Source organism: Aeromonas sp. 9A, from assembly GCF_963900955.1.
Classification (GTDB): Bacteria; Pseudomonadota; Gammaproteobacteria; order Enterobacterales; family Aeromonadaceae; genus Aeromonas; species Aeromonas salmonicida.
In genome coordinates this window covers 1,489,658-1,507,484 of sequence record NZ_CAWRFG010000001.1, presented here as the reverse complement: position 1 = coordinate 1,507,484, position 17,827 = coordinate 1,489,658, and the positions used below count along the sequence as shown (strand labels likewise).

The following is a 17,827-nucleotide window of genomic DNA, read 5'->3' as shown; positions in this document are numbered from 1 at the left end:
TGTTGCACCAGGCTGCCCCTCCTTCGCTAGACTGATCCCCTCATCAGGATCCCCCCATGGAGATCCCCTCATCCATAAAGGAGCACCACAATGAAATTACCCCTGCGTTCCGCCCTGCTATCCCTGCTGTGCGTGGCGGCCCTGCCCGCTTCTGCCATGACCTTGAAGAGCACGGACATCCAGGAAGGTCAACTGATGGACAAGGCGTTCAGCTTCAACGGCTTCGGCTGCAAGGGGGAAAACCGCTCGCCCCAGCTGAGCTGGCAGGACCTGCCGGCCGGCACCAGGAGCGTCACCATCACGGCCTATGACCCCGATGCCCCCACCGGCAGCGGCTGGTGGCACTGGCTGGTGGTGAACCTGCCCGCCAATCAGAGCGAGCTGGCCAGCAACGCCTCCGGCAAACTCAAACAGGGTCTTGAGCTCGGAACCGACTTCGGCAGCCAGGGCTACGGCGGCCCCTGTCCGCCCGCCGGGCATGGCATGCACCGCTACCAGTTCACCGCCTGGGCTTTGCCTCAGGATCTCGAGGTCAAGGCAGATACCCCGCCCGCCATGGTAGGCTACATGCTCAATGCCATGGCGCTGGGCAAGGCCACCCTGACCGCCACCTTCGTCACCCCCTAGGAGCCCGCCGGATGAGCACTCCCTTGCTGCAACTGAATCACTATTTCGGGATCCGCGAGCAGCCCCTGCACAGGGTGCTCATCTATGCGCCGACCATCATCTGGGTGCAACAGGGCCACAAGCTGCTGTGGTGGCAAGACAGGCGCCTGTCGTTTGACAAGGGGAGCTGGCTGCTGATCCCGGCAGGCCACCAGCTCACCTTCGTCAATCAGCCCGAACAGGGCAAGTTCAGCTCCCATGCCCTGACCCTGCTGGCCCCTCCCCCCGCCGAATGGCTGAACAGGGCCCCACTGGCTGAACAGTGCCCCACCCACCCCGCAGAGGGAGCCGCGCCTTGAGGTGAACCCGGCGCTGGCGTTCTGCTTCGAGCTGGTCTGCTCCATGGCCAGCCGCACGCTGAGCCAGGCCACCCAGACCCAGCTGCTGCACGGCTTCTATGCCGAGCTGCACGCCGCCCATGCCCTCGACCTGCTGTTTCCCGCCAGCACAATGACACTCGGGGAGCGGCTGGCCCGCTACCTCGGCGTGGAGCCTGGCGCCGACCATACACTCGAGACCCTGGCCCCCCACTTCGCCATGAGCCGCGCCTCCCTGGTGCGCAAGCTGGCCGCCGAGGGGCGCAGCTTTCGCCAACTGCTGACCCAGGTGCGCATGAGCCACGCCCTCACTCTGCTGCAACAGGCCCTCACTCCGCTGGAGGTGGCCCTCGCCTGCGGTTATGACTCTCCCAGCCGTTTCGCCGCCCGCTTCAAGCAGGAGTTCGGCCTGACCCCCCATCAATATCTGCGCACCTGTCCCTCTGTTAACGCACAGCGCAAGATAAATAGTGGCTGAGACAGCCTCTGGCATATCGCGCAACGTGATCACGTCCGCCAACTGTGACCGACCCGCTCTGTCATACCCGCTGACCGACACAGTTAGCGGGGTCCGCCGCGTCGGGTTAGAGCCGTGCCATTTTCCCGGGAGAAGAAGCGGGCCCAGTATAAGCACCCAAGCGATGCCTTGGGGTTGCTCAGTCGTGAGCAAATGCCCTGCGAATGTCGCGACTCGGACGGCGGCTTCTTGACGTCAGGGCGGCCTACTCTGGACAAGCGCGATCGGATGCTTGCCGTCATCACACTTTGCGCGGCTTGAAAACGTAACCATTTGAACTGAGTTCACAGATCGGCGTTTTGCCTGTCCAAGCCCGCCACTATGCCCCCTAGAATGAGCCCCATTGACGGAATCTGGTCCGGTTACCCTTGCTCAAGGAATGGCTTATGCGTCGCTCTCCTCGCTTCTCTCCCCTCTGGCTCGCCCTGCTGGCTGGCCCCCTGTGTTCAAGCCTGGTGCTGGCCGCACCCGAGGTGCATCTCTATGTGGATGGCAAACCTGTGGCCGAGGCGCTGACGCTGGACAAGGGCACCGTCAGCCTGACCCACAGGCTGGACAAGGGCAATCACCAGATCCGCATCAGCGATGCCGGCAACAGCTGCGGCACCAGCTTCGGGCCGACCGAGGTCAAGGCGCTCCCCTTCGGCACCGCCCAACCCATGGACAAGTGCAGCAAGGGGGCAAGCTTCAACCTGAGGGTGATGCTGGCGGGGGACTACGAGTTTACCTTCAATCCCGATACCCCCAGCCTCAAGGTGCTGCGGGCCACCAGAAAGAGCGAGTTCAAGCGCCAGCCCCCGGCAGAGCCCTGTATCGCCTGGGATGGCGGCCCTGTGACGGTGTCGCTGAAGGGAGTCTGGCCTGACGGCACCCGGCTGCGGGATACCTACTCAAAACAGGAGGCTGTGGTCAAACAGGGCAAGCTGACCCTGACCCCGAGTAAGGAGAGCGGCGGCCTGCTGCTGCTTGAACCGGTCAAGGCAGCCAAGCAAGCACCTTTCAGCTGGGATCAGGCGAGCGTCTATTTCTTGCTGACCGATCGCTTCCACAACGGCGATCCCGCCAACGATCACAGCTTCGGCCGCCAGAAGGATGGTCAGGACGAGGTGGCAACCTGGCACGGCGGAGACTTCAAGGGGCTGACCGAGAAGCTCGACTACATCAAGAGCCTCGGCATGAACGCCATCTGGATCACTCCCATGGTGGAGCAGGTACACGGCTTCATCGGCGGCGGCGAGCAGGGCAACTTCCCCTTCTACGCCTACCACGGCTACTGGGCACTGGATTTCACCAAGATCGATCCCAACTACGGCGACGAGGAGAGTCTGAAAACCCTGGTGGACGAGGCCCACAAGCGTGGCATGCGGATCATCCTCGATGTGGTGATGAACCACGCCGGTTACGCCACCCTGGCCGACCTGCAGGATCTGGGGCTCACCGATCTGACCCAGAACACCGGCAAACTGCCGGCCACCTGGAACCAGTGGCGTCCGAGTGGCGGCCTCAACTGGCATGGCTACAACCAGTTTATCGACTACCAATCACCAGACTGGAACAAGTGGTGGAGCGGTGATTGGGTGCGGGCTGGTCTGCCCGGCTACCCGCAACCGGGCACAGACGACGTCACCGGCACTGTGGCGGGGCTGCCGGACTTCCTGACTGAATCAACAAAACCGGTAGGTCTGCCGCCGCTGCTGGCAGCGAAAAAAGACACCAGAGCCAAGGCGCACCCCAATGCAAGCGTCAGCGACTACCTGATCGCCTGGCACACCGACTGGGTGCGCCGCTTCGGCATCGACGGCTTTCGCGCCGACACCGTCAAGCACCTGGAGCCCGCAGTGTGGGCCAAGCTCAAACAGGCGGGCACGGCGGCGCTCCAGGAGTGGAAGGACGCCAATCCAAGCAAGGCGCTCGACGATCTGCCCTTCTACATGGTGGGCGAGGTGTGGGATCACGGGGTCGCCAAGGATTTCTGGTATCAGAACGGTTTCGATTCCCTGATCAACTTCGACTATCAGAGGGAGTTCGCCCTGCCCCAGGCCCAGTGCATGGCGGGCAGCGATCCCACCTATGCCAGCTACGCCAGCCGCATCAATCAGGATCCCGAGTTCAACGTGCTGAGCTACATCAGCTCCCACGACACCAAGCTGTTCTTTGGCGACTATCAGGACGTGCCGCTACAACGCAGAGTTGCCAACAGCTTCATGCTGTTGCCGGGGGGCATCCAGCTCTACTACGGCGACGAGTCCGGCCGGGGTCTGGCCAAGGATGGCGGCGTGTTCGATCAGAGTGTTCGCTCGGACATGAACTGGCAGGAGATCGAGAGCGGCGAGAAGGCCGAGCTGGTCAAGCACTGGCAGCGACTCGGCCAGTTCCGCGCCGCCCATCCGGCCATAGCCGCTGGCAGCCACAAGAAGCTGTCGGATGCTCCCTACAGCTTCGTGAGGGAGAAGGGGGAGGACAAGGTGGTGGTGGTGTTTGCAGGGCGGCAGCCGTAGACAGTCCCACCCATCAGCAGAGAGGGGAGCCAATGGCTCCCCTCTTCAATGTCAGCCACCGACCCGTTCAACAGGGCCGTCTTACGCCGGTTGACGGGCAGCCACAGGCCACTGCAACCGTACCTTGACCAGCAGAGCCTGCCACAAAGGCCAGGCCAGCAAGGCCTGCTGATAGACACCGGCCTGACCGGGCAACTGGATGCCATAGCTGGCAAGCCGATAGGCCATCACCCCATAGAAGGCATCTATGATGCCCTCTTCACCGAAATAGAATGGCCCCCTCGCCTGGGACCAGATGGTCTGCAGGCGAGCCAGCTCGCCGATGGCCTCCACCGGCGGCTCGCTGCGGGTCGGCGCCCCCAGAAAGAAGGGCAGCTGACTGCGGATCTGGCCAAAGCCCGAGTGCATTTCCGCGCACAGACTGCGGGCCAGCGCCCGCTCGGCACGGGAAGCGGGATAGAGCTGGCGGTCTGGGCAGAGCTCGTACAGGTATTCGGCAATGGCCAGCGAGTCGTGTACCCGCACGCCATCGTGATCCAGCCAGGGCACCAGGCCGGCAGGCGCCAACCGCTTGAGCCGCGCCAACGCCTTGGCATCTTCCAGATCAAACACCTGCTCCTGCCACTCCTGCCCGCTCATGGCGAGCACCAGTGCCGCCCGCATTGCCCAGGTGGAGCCCGTGCCCACCGTCAATACCAAGGATCCCATCTCTTGCCTCCTGCATGGGTTGCTCGTGACCATCCCATCTGCCCCAATGGCACGACATCCGACGGTCGCTTCACATTTGCACGCCTGCGGGTTTGACCCCCCAAGAGAGCGATGCTAGTTTGATTTTCCAAAACAATCAGTTAGCAACAATGTGAGCAATGGACAGCCAATTTACCATCGTCATCGCAGATGACCACCCCCTGTTTCGGGGCGCCCTCTATCAAGCTGTGCACATGGCCATCAAGGATGCCCAGCTGCTGGAGGCCGACTCCATTAACAGCCTGACCAGCCTGCTGGGGGAACACCCTGAGGTAGACCTGTTGCTGCTCGATCTCAAGATGCCCGGTGCCAACGGCTTCTCCGGCCTCGCCCACCTGCGCGGCCAGTATCCCGACCTGCCCATTGTCGTGGTCTCCGCCTCGGAAGATGCCGCCATCATCCAGCAGGTACTGCGGCTCGGCGCGCTGGGCTTCATCCCCAAGTCGGTCCCCATGAAAGAGCTGGTCAACGCCCTCAATACGGTGATCGGGGGAGATAACTGGGTGCCAGCCGGCATATCCCTGCATCCCGAGTCCGAAGACGGCCCCGATTTCGCCAGCAAGCTCGCCAGCCTCACCCCCCAGCAGTACAAGGTGCTGGTGATGTTGCGCGATGGCAGCCTGAACAAGCAGATCGCCTGGGAGCTCAATGTCTCCGAAGCCACCATCAAGGCCCATATCACGGCTGTTTTTCGCAAACTCGGCGTCAAGAACCGCACCCAGGCGGTCATCGCCTTGCAGCAGATGGATATCAAGGACGACTGACCCCCTTGCCACCATCAAGGTCCATATCACTCCCGCCTTTCGCAAGCCCAGCGTCAAGAATCGCACCCGAGCGGTCATCGCCTTGCAGCAGATGGATATCAAGGAGGATTGAGTCTGACCTGTGGCCTCTCCTGCCAGTTTCTCCCTCGACAATTAGCACGATCGTACTTTATGCTGCAGGGCCAACGAGGAGAGTGTGATGAGCAAGGGCCGTCTGACCCGCGACAACATTTTGCAGACTGCGTTTGAGCAGGCGAGCCAGCAAGGGCTGGAGAGCCTGACCATAGGCTCCCTTGCCTGTGCGTGCGAGATGTCCAAGAGCGGCCTCTTTGCCCACTTTCAATCCCGCGACAACCTGCAGATCGCCGTGCTGGAACACGCTGCCGAGGTGTTCCGGGAACGGGTGATCCAGCCCGTGCGCCAGCAACAACACCAGAGTCAGCGCGAAAAACTTGTCGCCCTGCTCCAGGCCTGGCTGGCCTGGAACCAGAGCTTCGCCGGCCGCTGCATGTTCCTCGACGCCTGGACCTCGGCCCAGGAGGGCGAGGTGCAACAGGCGGCGCGCCAGCTGGTGCGCTTCTGGCTCGACTACCTGGCCCGCCAGGTGGTGCAGGGTCAGGCGCAGGGGGAGTGGCGCCAGGATCTGGAACCCTGGCGCGCCGTCTATCGGCTATACGGCCTCTATCTGGCAGATCAGGTGTTCAATGCGCTGGACTTGTGTCAGGATCCCGCTCGCCACTTTTGGCCCGAAGTGGATGATCTGCTGACGAGCTGGCAATGATTTCTCGAATGACTTTTTAAAAACTCACAAAAAAGCACGACCGTTCGCACACAAAACAGACAGGACCATCATGAGCAGCAAGATCTACTTCAACACCCGCCGCTTCAGCCCGAGCAAATGGCTGCTGGGGCTTGGCACCCGGTTGCATCACAGACTCGCCCCCGCTCACGCCAGGCGTACCGCCAGCAAGCTGCTGCTCACCCCCCAGCGCAATCAGCGGGATGAGGCGGCGCCTGCGGGCCTGGTGAAGCAAGCCGTGCACACCAGCGAAGGGATATTGATGAGCTATCGGCTCGGCCAGGGGCCGGTCTGGCTGTTGATGCACGGCTGGTCCGGCAGTGCCAGCCAGTTTTATCCGCTGATGAGCCATATCGCCGCCCAGGGCTTCACCGCCATCGCCTATGACCATCCGGCCCATGGCCATAGCGCCGGTCATACCGGTCACCTGCCCCGCTTCGTGCGCGCCTTTGACGAGCTGGTGGCCGCACAGGTCGCCAAATTCGGTCCACTCAGTGGCGTCATCGCCCACAGTATGGGAGGTGCCGTCACCCTCTCCAGTCGCCAACAAGCCCTCGACCAGTTGCCGCTGCTGCTTGTTTCGCCCGTGCTCGACTATGTGCCCCAGCTCTACGGCATGGTGGCCCGCTCCGGCTATTCCATCCGCCTGTTCGATGCGGTAGTGAAAGAGATTGAGCAGGAGTACCAGCATCCCCTCAGCACGGTCGACCCGCTGGGGCGTCTCGCCAGCCGCAGCGGCGCCGCCATCATAGTGCACGACGAGGAAGACAGGTTTGCCCCCTACGGCGACTCCCAACGAGCAACCCTGGATGGCCGTACCCGACTGGTCAGCACCCGTGGATTGGGTCACGGCCGAATCCTTGCCAGTGCCCCCCTCTTTGCCGCCTTCGATAGCCTGGCAGGCTCCCATTCACCGGCATAACCACCGTTGAAACCAGCCTGCTGAAAAAATGGTGCGCAGACCTGTTTTTATATTCGATACAGCGCCTTATAGTTAAATTGCTCGGTGGCAACACCTTCAGTGGCAACCATAAGGCGCAGTATCATGGCCAGACCCAACACAGCTCTTCTCTTGACCGGTGGCGGTGCTCGCGCGGCCTATCAGGTCGGTGCCCTCAAGGCCATCGCCGAGTTTTATCCTCGCAATCTCGGCATTCCGTTTCCCATACTGTGTGGCACCTCGGCCGGTGCCATCAATGTCACTGCGCTGGCCTGCTATGCCTCCTGTTTCCACCTGGGGGTACGCAAGCTGGAGTGGGTCTGGCGCCGCTTCGAAACCCACCATATATTCGACTTTCATCCCGGCAGATTGCTGTGGCGGCTGTTGTATGAAGGCTCGGCCGGGCTTATCAATCCTCACACCAATCACGCCTTTCACCTGTTTGACAACGCCCCCCTGCGCCGCCTGCTGGATCAGCTCATCGACTATCACCGCATCGACGACAACATCCTCTATGGCAGCCTGGAGGCGCTGGCCATCACAGCGTCGGACTATGATGACGGCCTCTCAACCACCTTTTTTCAGGGACGGGCCGACCATCTGCCGTGGGAGCGAGCCAGACGGCGCGGGGTGCGCACCCTGCTCACCTCGGATCACCTGCTGGCCTCCTCGGCGTTGCCGTTTGTCTTTCCGGCGACCCATATTGGCGACAAGTTTTACGGCGATGGTTCCATTCACCAGTTGAGCCCATTAAGCCCAGCCATCCATCTGGGGGCGGAGCGGATCCTACTGATTGCGCTGGATCCACCTGCCCACTCGGCCCCCACCTTTCGCCATGGCCACCTGACCAGCTCCAACATCGCGAGCCACCTGCTCGATACCGTCTTTACCGATACCCTGAATTCGGATCTGGAACGGCTATGGCGTATCAATCAGACCCTGGATCTCATACCCGAGCGGGAGCGCAGACGCCTGAAACTCAAACGGGTGGAGACCTGCGTGCTGAAACCGAGCCAGGATCTCGACACCATAGCGCTGGCCTATCTGCGCAAGCTGCCGGTGCACCTGCGCCGCCTGTTACGGGTGCTGGGAGTGTCGGGGGACGAGACCAGCAGCCTGGCCAGCTTTCTGATGTTCTATCCCGGCTACTGCCAGCAACTGATCAAGCTGGGTTACCGGGATACCCTCAACGAGCGGGCGCGGGTCGAACAGTTTCTGGGGATTGAAGAAGTGATGCGGGAAGAGATGTAAATCAGCTGGTAGGCCTTGTGCAGCGCAAGGCCTAACGCCCCTCCAGCAACTTTTGTTCTGCCTGCTCCATCGCTACCGCATTGCCAAACAACACCAGCCTGTCCCCTGCCGCCAGCCGCAATTCGGGCCTGGGCTCCAGGCTCTGTTCACCGCGTTGCACCTCTTTTATTCGCACAGCGTCAAGCGCCAGCGCCTGGACAGTCTGCCCCACGGCCCAGGCCTGATCGTGCAGCAGCACGGGATGCAGACGCTCGAGCAACTGATCCGTCTCCAGATTGCTGGCACTCTGGTCCCCCCAGTAGAAGCCGTGCAAAAAGCGATACTGGCTGCTGCGTTCCAGCTCCATGCGCCGGATCACCCGGCCGATAGGGATGTCGCAATTGAGCAATAGATGAGAAACCAGCATCAGGGCCCCTTCCTGGGATTCCGGGATAACCTCATGCGCCCCAGCCTGCTTGAAGGCCTCCAGAAAGCTGTCGTCCCGGGTCCGTACCAGTACCCTGACCTGCCCCGCCAGCTCCTTTATCAACGCCAGCATGGCCTCGACCCGCTTGCGATCGTCGAAGGTGATGATCACCAGGCGAGCCCGCAGCAGACCGGCGGCCAGCAGGATATCGCGCCGGCTGGCATCGCCAAATGCCACCTGCTCCCCCGCCGTCTTGGCTTCGCCCACCCGCTCGGGATCGAGATCCAGCGCGAGGAAGGGAATGTCTTCCAGCTTGAGAAAACGGGCGCATGTCTGCCCGGCACGCCCAAAACCGGCGATGATGACGTGTTGATGTTTGCTCAGCCCCGACTGCGCCACCTCGGAGCGGGTCAGCAGGGCCGAGTCGGTGAGCGCGCGCGCCAGACCGTGCGCCTTTTGCACCAGCCAGGGGGTCATGGCGATGGAGATCACCCCTATGCCGATGAGCAGGGAGACCAGCTGATGGTCGAGCAGTACGTGGTGGTTGGCCAGCGCCAGCAACACGAAGCCGAACTCACCGACTTGGCTCAGCATGATCCCCGCCGCCATGGCATCCCGCTTGCGCTCTCCCATCAGGCGGCCCGCCAGCAGTACCAGCAGGGATTTGATCAAGATGAGGCCAAATACGCAGAGGATCACCTGCCACCAGGCCAGCGCCACCAGTTGCCAATCCATGGTCATGCCGATGGTGATGAAGAAGAGTCCCATCAACACATCCCGAAACGGCCTTATGTCCACCTCCAGCTGATGGCGATAGTGAGACTCGCCCAGCATCATGCCCGCCAGGAAAGCCCCTAGCGCCATCGACAACCCCAGCGAATGGGTCATGAAAGCCGCCAGCAAGGCCACCAGCAGGGCACTGAGCACGAAGAGTTCATCGGAGCGGGCCCGCGCCACTTCGTGAAACAGCAAGGGAAGCAGCCACTTGCCGACGGCAAGCAGACTGAACAGGGCAAACAGGCCTTTGAGAGTGGCCCAGGCGATCTCCGCCAGCAGGGCACTGCCCTGGATCTCGGGTCTGGCCAGTATGGGGATCATCACCAGCAGCGGCACCACCGCCAGATCCTGAAACAGGAGCACGCTGACCCCGAGTTGAGCGCGGCGGGTATGCAGCTGTTTTTGCTCTCCCAGCTGCTTGATCACCACGGCGGTGGAAGAGAGCGCCAGGGTGCCCGACACCACCAGCGCCTGGGGCAGGCTCAGCCCCCACCACCAGCCAAGCCAGAAGAACAGCAGGGAGGTGAACAGCACTTGCAGACCACCGACCCCCACGACCAGCATCCGCATGGCGATCAGACGCGGTAACGAGAACTCCAGCCCCAGTGAGAACATCAGAAAGACGATGCCAAGCTCGGCGATGGTCTGCATGTTCGCCTGCTCGGAGAGAACGGCGGCACCATGGGGACCCAGCAGAACCCCGGCTACTAGGTAAGCGAGGATCACCGGCTGGCCGAGGCGCCGGAAAATCGCCACCAGCAAGACGGCGGCAAACAGCAGGATCAACACATCTGCGTACAAATTTTTCCTCCCTTTTTATCCACTTAAGCCTAGTCAGCCGCCCTTGCTCACATTGAACATATTTTAGGCACAGGGATTGCAGGGAAGTGGCAGGTAGTAGGACGTATGAGGGCTGTACCGTGGAAAACACATCGTCATTGAATGGTTTGGGGCATGGCATCGAGTTGTGGGTTCGGCAGATGGAGCGGCTCACGCCGCTGGCAAGTCAGGATCGCAACCAGTTGCTCGAGCTGTTGCTGGCACAGTCGGATCTCGACAGCCTGCTGGCAACCTTTGCCGATCGTGCGGCAAGAGTTGTCCGTATACATAGCCTCTATTTCGACAACCCCCAGCCACAGAGGCTGATCCAGCAGCCGCCCCAGGCCAGCCTGACGCTCCACAGCTACCCGTTTGAACTGCGCGGCCAGCACGGTCAGCTGTTCGGCCAGTTGCACTACACCCTGGAACACATACTGAGCGGCAGCCAGCAGCGGATCCTGCAGCAATACCATCAGCTGCTCTGCCAGCCGCTGCCCCTCTACCTGAGGCTGGCGCAGCTGGAGCAGCAAGTACGACTCGATCACCTGACAGGGCTCGGCAACCGCTCCTATTTCGACGAGGCCATAGGTCGCGCCGTGGAGCAGCACAGTCGGGAATCCCACGGTCTGGTGCTGGTACTGCTGGATCTCGATCACTTCAAGCAGATCAACGACACCTGGGGTCACCCGGTCGGCGATCTGGTGCTGAGCCGCTTTGCCCATCTGCTCCAGAGCTGCATCCGCAGCACGGATCAGGCCTTCCGCCTCGGTGGCGACGAGTTTGCCCTCTTGCTGCAACCCGCCGAGCCAGAGGCCTGGCGCCCGGTCTGGCTGCGGCTGCAACACATGCTGCTGACCCACAAGGAACTCAGTACCTTCTCGGTCGGTTGCAGTCTGGGGGCGGCCAGCTGGCAATCCGGGGTCGCAGTCCAGAGCCTGTATGAGGCGGCCGATGCTCACCTCTATGCCCGCAAGAAAGCCGGTAAAGCGGGTCTGCTGGACTGAGTACCACAGCGCCAGGATCGTAAAAAGGCCCGCCAGGCTAGCTGCATGGCGGGCCTGAGCTCACTGCGGGATGCCGCTGTCGGCCGCGGGCAGCCACTGCCATCCCATCCCCGCTTCTTGCGTCATAAATCCGTCACAGATAAAGAGTCCGGCTACTGCCGCCACCTGCTCGCCATAGTAGAGGATGGGAATACGGCCCCGCAGCCAGGAAGGTACCCCATACTCTTGCAGCAGCTTCTTGAAACGGCGGCTGCCGCTGCGCCCCACAGGTTTGAGCATGACACCGGGCGTCACCTGAAAACGCACCGACAAAGGCTCCCCCATCCCTGGCAACCTCAGCCCCTCCCCGTCCGGCGTGGCCGACACGTGCACCCGCCCCAGCCCATCGGGCAGGACCACTGACTCGCCGATAGTGACGGCCAGTTGTTCATGACGGGGCGTCAACCCGGGCCGAACCAGATGCAGCCGCCCCTGAAAACGGCGGCAATCGAGGTTTTTCAGGCTGAACTGAGGGTTGGCATCCTCCCGCGCCAGCGCCACCTCCTGCCACAGCAGAGCGAGCTGATCCCGGGAGGGCATCTCGCCCCCCAGGCGGCGGATCCAGTAACGCAGCAAGTTGTTGCGCCGGGTGGGCGACAGGGTGAGCAGGGGCACAATCTGCAGCGATGAAGCCGGTAATGATGAAACGTGCAGCGCCTCCCCCCCACAGGCCAGCTGCCAGTCTTCTTCGGCCAGCTCCTCCAATAACGCCTCCTGCTCGGCGCACAGCGCCATGCTGCGGGCGGCGGTACGAGCCATGGCCGGCCAGCGCGCCTTGAGCTGGGGGATCAACTGCTGACGCAGAAAATTGCGGTCATAACTCACGTCCTGATTGCTCTCATCCTCCACCCAGTCGAAGGGGAGGGTCGCCGCCGCCTCGGCCAATTCGGCGCGGCTGAACTCAAGCAGGGGGCGCAACAAGAGGCCACCGGCAAAGGGCTGACTCGGCAAGATCCCCGCCAGACCGCGCAGACCGGCACCTCGCTTGAGGGCCAGCAGCAAGGTCTCCAGCTGATCGTCCTGATGATGAGCGGTGAGCAGCCACTCCCCTTTTTCCTGTCTGGCGGCCAGCCGCTGATAACGGGCATCCCGCGCCTGTGCCTCCAGACTCTCGCCATTGCCACGCACCAGCTGCACCCGCTCCACCATGAGCGGTACCGCCAGTTGCTGACACACGGCTTCGCAGTGGGCGACCCACTCATCGGCGTGGGGGCTGAGGCCGTGGTGGACGTGCAGGGCGCGCAGCGCAAGCCCATGCTCGCGGGCAAACTGCGCCGCCAATGCCAGCAGCACTGTGGAATCGAGCCCGCCACTGAAGGCTACCAACAGGCCCCGGGAACCTTCCGGCTCTGGCAGGGTCTGACAAAAACGAGAATAAATACGAGAAATCATAGGCTTCCCCAAAACGACTTGGCCGATCTTAGCAGAGTCGGGCTTATCAAGCTGTAACCCGACTGCTAGAGTGATGTGCGCCCTGCGTGGGCAAGGAAGCTGAATAACCCGAATTGGAATCCAACAGAATGAACAACAAGAAAAGCATACTGGCCGGCCTCATTGGGTTGGCCCTGTTAGCCGGTTGCAGTCAGGCGCCGGACACGGCAGACAAGCACTCGGGCCTGGCGCTGGCCAATATGGATACCCGGGTCAAACCCGGTGATGATTTCTTCCGCTACGTGAACGGTCACTGGCTGGCCACCGCCAAGATCCCGGATGACAGGCCCGCCGATGGTGCCTTCTATATGCTCAGGGACAAATCCCTGGCGGATGTACGAGTGCTGGTGGAAGGGCTTGATGCCAAGGCCCCCGCCGATACCCAGGCCCGGCAGATCCGCGATCTCTACACCAGCTATCTGGATCAGGCTGGTCGGGATGCCAAGGGCACCACACCGCTGCTGCCCCTGCTCGGCGAAATCGATCAGATCCGCGATCAGAACGGACTGGCTCGCGCCTTCGCCCGCTCGGGCCAGCTGGGGGGCGGCGCCCCGTTCGGCTTCTGGATCGGTGCCGATGCCAAGGCACCGGACAGCCATGCCGTCTATCTCTATCAGTCCGGGCTCAGCCTGCCGGACAGGGATTACTACCTCAAAACCGACGCCAGCAGCCAGGCCCTGCGCCAGAAATACGAGCAGCACATCGCCGGTATGCTGACACGCTTTGGCGAAGCGGATGCGAACGCAAAGGCCAAGCGTATCCTGGCCCTTGAGACCAAACTCGCCCAGATCCAGTGGGACAACGTGACCCTGCGGGACAGGGAGAAGAACTACAACAAGGGCTCCCTCGGCGAGCTCAAGCGTCTCGCACCCCATATCGACTGGAACGGCTACCTTGGCCAGGCCGGTCTCGCCGGTCAGCAGAGCCTGATCATCGGCCAGCCCAGCTATCTCGCTGCCCTCGACGACCTGATGCAGCAGACTCCCATCGGTGATTGGCAGGCTTACCTCAAGTGGCAGCTCATCACGGATTATGCCCCCTATCTCGACAGCCAGACCGACGCCCAGCATTTCGCCTTCTTCGGCACCACCTTGAGCGGCACCCCCAAGCAACGTGCCCCCTGGGAACGCGCCCTCGGCATACTGGACGATCACCTTGGGGAAGCGGTGGGCAAACTCTATGTGGAGCGCTACTTCCCGCCCCAGGCCAAGGCCCGCATGGAGCAATTGGTGGAAAACCTGCGCACAGCCTACGGCCAGAGCATTCAGGAGCTGGACTGGATGTCCCCGGCCACCAAGACCCAGGCACTGGAAAAGCTTGCCAAGTTCAGGCCCAAAATAGGCTATCCGGACAAATGGAAGGATTACAGCGCCATCGAGATCCGCGCCGATGATCTGGTAGGCAACCTGCAACGGGCTCGCGCCTTTGAATATGCCGACAGCCTGGCACGCCTGGGCAAGCCGGTGGACAGGGACGAGTGGCACATGTCGCCGCAGACGGTGAATGCCTACTACAACCCGAGCAACAACGAGATCGTCTTCCCGGCCGCCATATTGCAGCCCCCCTTCTTCGACATGCAGGCCGATGATGCCGTCAACTACGGTGCCATCGGCGGCGTCATTGGCCATGAAATGGGTCACGGTTTCGATGATCAGGGAGCCAAATCCGACGGTGATGGCGTGATGCGCGACTGGTGGACGCCGGCCGACCTCAAGGAGTTTCGCTTTCGTACCAGCCGACTGGTTGCCCAATACAACCGCTTCGAGCCCATCAATGGCCAGTTCGTCAACGGCCAGTTCACCCTGGGGGAGAACATAGGCGATCTGGGTGGTCTCACCATAGCCCACAAGGCCTATCTACTGTCACTCAAGGGCGAGGAAGCCCCCGTGCTGGACGGCTTCACAGGCGAACAGCGCTTCTTCCTCGGCTGGGCCCAGGTGTGGAAAGGCATGTACCGCCCCGAACTGATGCAGATGCTGCTCTCCTCGGATCCGCACTCCCCGCCGGAGTACAGGGTCAACGGCGTGGTGCCGAACATCCCCGCCTTCTACGAGGCATTCAATATCAAGCCGGGGGACAAGCTCTATCTGGCCCCCTCCAAACGGGTCAAGATCTGGTAACGGACGCCCCGTGCGAAGAGCCGGAGACAGGCATCACCTGACCCCGGCTAACATATCAACATCCGTGACGGGCAGGAGATACCCGCCCGTCACCACAGTCACAAGGATCACATCCATGAAAGCCTTGCTCATGACACTCGGTCTGCTCACCCTGCCACTGGCTGGTCAGGCGGCAGAAGGGTTCTTCAAACAGCTGACGCTGCCCACCGGTCAGGTGCTTGCCATCAGCGAGGGGCGCGGTGAGCCCGCCTCCATCGGCAGCTACGACGTGCGTCTCTATTCCGGCGCCAACCCCCAGTTTCCCCTCGATCAGTTCATCGACGGCAAGGTACTGGCGCGAGATGGCAGCATCAAGGAGCTGAAGTTGCAGGATCTCAACGGCGACAAGCAGCCCGAGCTCATCGTCATCATCGAAAGCGCCGGCAGCGGCAGCTATCGCAGTGCCGACGCCTTTACCATCAATGCGCAGGAGGGGCTGGAGATCTTCAACCACGTAGAAGGGCTGGCCCCCGACGAGGATGTGATCCAGGCGCTCAAGACCCCCCGCGATTGACCCACCATTCTCATACAGCCAAGGCCCCGCAATGCGGGGCTTTGACTTTGCTGGCGCAGGCGATGAAGCCACTGCCTCCGTGTACCCGGACCCGCCTCACCACGGGGGAAAGAGACAGGGCCCCCGATGGACGGCTATTTTTTCTGTGCTTATAATCGGCGCACCTTGTCATCACAAAAAATAAGGAGGTAAAAAATGGTTATCCAAGCGTGTCCGATGTTCTCGGCTCGCCTGTTCGGCACATTCCAGTGCTCTTGCCTGCATACCATCGCGCTGCGATAGCGGGTTCGAGCAAAGCCGACTCCCTTCCAAACCGAGACCTTTCTCGACTCTGCCGTTGTCGCCAGCGCTCCTGATGACAGGGATTTTCGATCCCGTGATTTTAGAGAGCAAGAGCATGACAACCCTGATGAGTACCCATTCCCTGCACATGACGGCAGGACACCTTCCCCTGTTTGACAGCGTCGACCTCAGCATCCGCAGCGGTGATCGCATCGGCCTTATCGGTGCCAATGGCAGCGGCAAGAGCACACTGCTCGCCCTGCTGGCCGGTCAGCTCGATCCCCATGACGGACGCGTGCATCACGCAGCGGCTTGCCGTTGTGAATTCGTGGCGCAACATCTGCCCGCACGCCTGCAGGCGCTCACCGCCCGCGCCGTACTGCTCGATGCAGTGGACGGGGATCCCGCGCTCGACTGGCAGGTGGACAAGATGCTGACCGAGCTGCAGCTTGAAGCACAGGCCGTGTTACCGGTCAGCGCCCTGAGCGGCGGCCAGCACACCCGATTGCAGATAGGCCGCGCCCTGCTGCGCCAGCCCAATCTGTTGCTGCTCGATGAGCCCAGCAACCACCTGGACTTGCCAGCCCTGCTCTGGCTGGAACGCTTCCTGCTGGGCTGGCGCGGCGCTTTCGTGCTGGTGTCCCACGATGGCCGCCTGCTCGACCGGGTCACCCGCGAGACCCTGATCCTGCGTGACCGATGCCTCTATCGCTTCGCCCTGCCTTGCAGCCAGGCCAGGGCGGCCCAGGCGGAAGAGGACGAGCAAGCCCGTTTGCGCAGGGCCGACGAGCAAAAAGAGATCGATCGCCTGAGCGCCAGCAGCAAACGCCTCGCCATCTGGGGGCGGGAGCATGACAACGAGAAGCTGGTGCGTCAGGCCAAATCCATGGAGAAACGGATTGCCAGGATGCAGGAGGAGCAGAGCGTTGTCGGTGCCGGCGCACCCTGGCGCCTCGAACTGCACGGGCAGGCACTGCCCGCCGATGCCCTGCTGCGGCTGGACGCCCTCGACGTGCGTCCCGCTCCCGGCTTGCCTCCCCTGCTGCGGGCCGAGGACCTCGGGCTGCGAGCCGGAGACAGGGTTGCCCTGCTCGGTGCCAATGGCGCCGGCAAGTCCTCCCTGCTGCGTCAGTGCTGGCACGATCTGCGCGCTCAACTACCGGGTGAAGGCTGGCACCACCACCCCGGCGCCAGCATCGCCTACTACGATCAGTCCCTGCAGCAGCTCGATGACGCAGCAACGCTGACCGATGCCCTCTATTGTCTGGCCCCCCTGCCCGAGGTGACGCTGCGCCAGGCCTTGATCCGTGCAGGTTTCCCCTACTCCCGTCACGGGCAACGCGTGCATAGCCTGAGCGGTGGTGAGCGGGCCAGGCTGCTGTTTCTCGCCCTGTCGCTGGCGAGCCACCATCTGCTCTGGCTGGATGAACCCACCAACCATCTGGATCTGGAAGGAAAAGAAGATCTGGCCGAGGCGCTGTCGCGTTTTGCCGGTGGCGTGCTGCTGATCTCCCACGACAGGGATCTGATCGAGCGCAGTTGCAACCGGTTCTGGGTGATCAGGGAAGGCCGGATTGTCGAAGCCCACAGTGCCGAGCGGGCCTATGCCGAGTTGCTCTGTGATGAACCCATGGACCTTTCAATCAGCCCCGCCACCGATGGCAGTCCGCAGGAGCAAGCCACTGTGGAGGATGACGAAGAGGCGCTGCTGGCACGCTGGTACGAGCTGGATGCCCTGCTCGCCGCCGACCTCGCCCGCAAGCCCAGGCATCAGACACCCCGGCTGCAACAACAGTGGCGCGACGAGTTGCAGCAGCTGGCCGGTTTGCTTGGCCTCGCAGCGAACTGACACCAACAGTCACACCTTCACACAACTGTCTTTCCCAATCAGGCGGCC

13 protein-coding genes and 1 pseudogene are annotated in these 17,827 nt (G+C 62.2%); 11 read left to right on the top strand and 3 right to left on the bottom strand.

Features of this window, described 5'->3' with window-relative positions; genetic code table 11:
• The first annotated feature begins 90 nt into the window (after positions 1–90).
• The 3 genes and pseudogenes from AACX78_RS07325 (at position 91) to AACX78_RS07315 (ending at position 3,998) form a co-directional block, all read left to right on the top strand.
• Entirely contained in the window at positions 91–627 is a 537-nt protein-coding gene (locus AACX78_RS07325; protein WP_159165793.1) for a YbhB/YbcL family Raf kinase inhibitor-like protein, read from the top strand.
• An 11-nt stretch (positions 628–638) separates the two neighbouring features.
• Positions 639–1,461, top strand: a pseudogene (locus tag AACX78_RS07320) (helix-turn-helix transcriptional regulator).
• A gap of 425 nt (positions 1,462–1,886) precedes the next feature.
• Positions 1,887–3,998 carry an alpha-amylase gene (locus tag AACX78_RS07315; RefSeq protein ID WP_159165792.1) on the top strand — a complete coding sequence of 704 codons (2,112 nt, stop codon included), beginning with the start codon at positions 1,887–1,889 and terminating at the stop codon, positions 3,996–3,998.
• A gap of 81 nt (positions 3,999–4,079) precedes the next feature.
• On the opposite strand, the gene AACX78_RS07310 is transcribed toward AACX78_RS07315, so the two are convergent.
• On the bottom strand, positions 4,080–4,706 hold the full coding sequence (locus tag AACX78_RS07310) for a glutathione S-transferase (RefSeq protein ID WP_021139080.1): 627 nt from the start codon (positions 4,704–4,706) through the stop codon (positions 4,080–4,082).
• Between the two features lie 158 nt (positions 4,707–4,864).
• Here AACX78_RS07310 and AACX78_RS07305 point away from each other — a divergent pair, with 158 nt between their 5' ends.
• From AACX78_RS07305 to AACX78_RS07285, 4 genes are all read left to right on the top strand, one after another.
• Positions 4,865–5,509: a response regulator gene (locus AACX78_RS07305; RefSeq protein ID WP_059112100.1), complete on the top strand. Its 645-nt coding sequence runs from the start codon at positions 4,865–4,867 to the stop codon at positions 5,507–5,509.
• 199 nt (positions 5,510–5,708) lie between these two features.
• Positions 5,709–6,290: a TetR/AcrR family transcriptional regulator gene (locus AACX78_RS07295; protein WP_159165791.1), complete on the top strand. Its 582-nt coding sequence runs from the start codon at positions 5,709–5,711 to the stop codon at positions 6,288–6,290.
• Positions 6,291–6,360: 70 nt separating this feature from the next.
• Positions 6,361–7,230, top strand: a complete 870-nt coding sequence (locus AACX78_RS07290; protein WP_201302808.1) for an alpha/beta hydrolase — start codon at positions 6,361–6,363, stop codon at positions 7,228–7,230.
• Between the two features lie 123 nt (positions 7,231–7,353).
• Positions 7,354–8,499, top strand: a complete 1,146-nt coding sequence (locus AACX78_RS07285) for a patatin-like phospholipase family protein (RefSeq protein ID WP_159165790.1) — start codon at positions 7,354–7,356, stop codon at positions 8,497–8,499.
• A gap of 31 nt (positions 8,500–8,530) precedes the next feature.
• Here the strand turns inward: AACX78_RS07285 and AACX78_RS07280 are convergent, their stop codons facing one another.
• The gene (locus AACX78_RS07280; RefSeq protein ID WP_201302807.1) at positions 8,531–10,483 is read right to left on the bottom strand and encodes a monovalent cation:proton antiporter family protein; all 1,953 of its coding nucleotides are present in this window, start codon (positions 10,481–10,483) and stop codon (positions 8,531–8,533) included.
• A 119-nt stretch (positions 10,484–10,602) separates the two neighbouring features.
• Here AACX78_RS07280 and AACX78_RS07275 point away from each other — a divergent pair, with 119 nt between their 5' ends.
• Positions 10,603–11,505 carry a GGDEF domain-containing protein gene (locus tag AACX78_RS07275; protein ID WP_034282344.1) on the top strand — a complete coding sequence of 301 codons (903 nt, stop codon included), beginning with the start codon at positions 10,603–10,605 and terminating at the stop codon, positions 11,503–11,505.
• 60 nt (positions 11,506–11,565) lie between these two features.
• On the opposite strand, the gene tilS is transcribed toward AACX78_RS07275, so the two are convergent.
• Positions 11,566–12,936: a tRNA lysidine(34) synthetase TilS gene (tilS, locus tag AACX78_RS07270; protein WP_159165789.1), complete on the bottom strand. Its 1,371-nt coding sequence runs from the start codon at positions 12,934–12,936 to the stop codon at positions 11,566–11,568.
• A 128-nt stretch (positions 12,937–13,064) separates the two neighbouring features.
• Between tilS and AACX78_RS07265 the strand changes: the two genes are divergently transcribed.
• From AACX78_RS07265 to AACX78_RS07255, 3 genes are all read left to right on the top strand, one after another.
• On the top strand, positions 13,065–15,095 hold the full coding sequence (locus AACX78_RS07265; protein ID WP_201302806.1) for a M13 family metallopeptidase: 2,031 nt from the start codon (positions 13,065–13,067) through the stop codon (positions 15,093–15,095).
• A gap of 115 nt (positions 15,096–15,210) precedes the next feature.
• Positions 15,211–15,648 (top strand): PliI family lysozyme inhibitor of I-type lysozyme, encoded by a 438-nt coding sequence (locus AACX78_RS07260; protein ID WP_131731377.1) that lies wholly within the window; start codon positions 15,211–15,213, stop codon positions 15,646–15,648.
• Between the two features lie 397 nt (positions 15,649–16,045).
• Positions 16,046–17,779: an ABC-F family ATP-binding cassette domain-containing protein gene (locus tag AACX78_RS07255; protein WP_159165787.1), complete on the top strand. Its 1,734-nt coding sequence runs from the start codon at positions 16,046–16,048 to the stop codon at positions 17,777–17,779.
• Positions 17,780–17,827 lie beyond the last annotated feature (48 nt).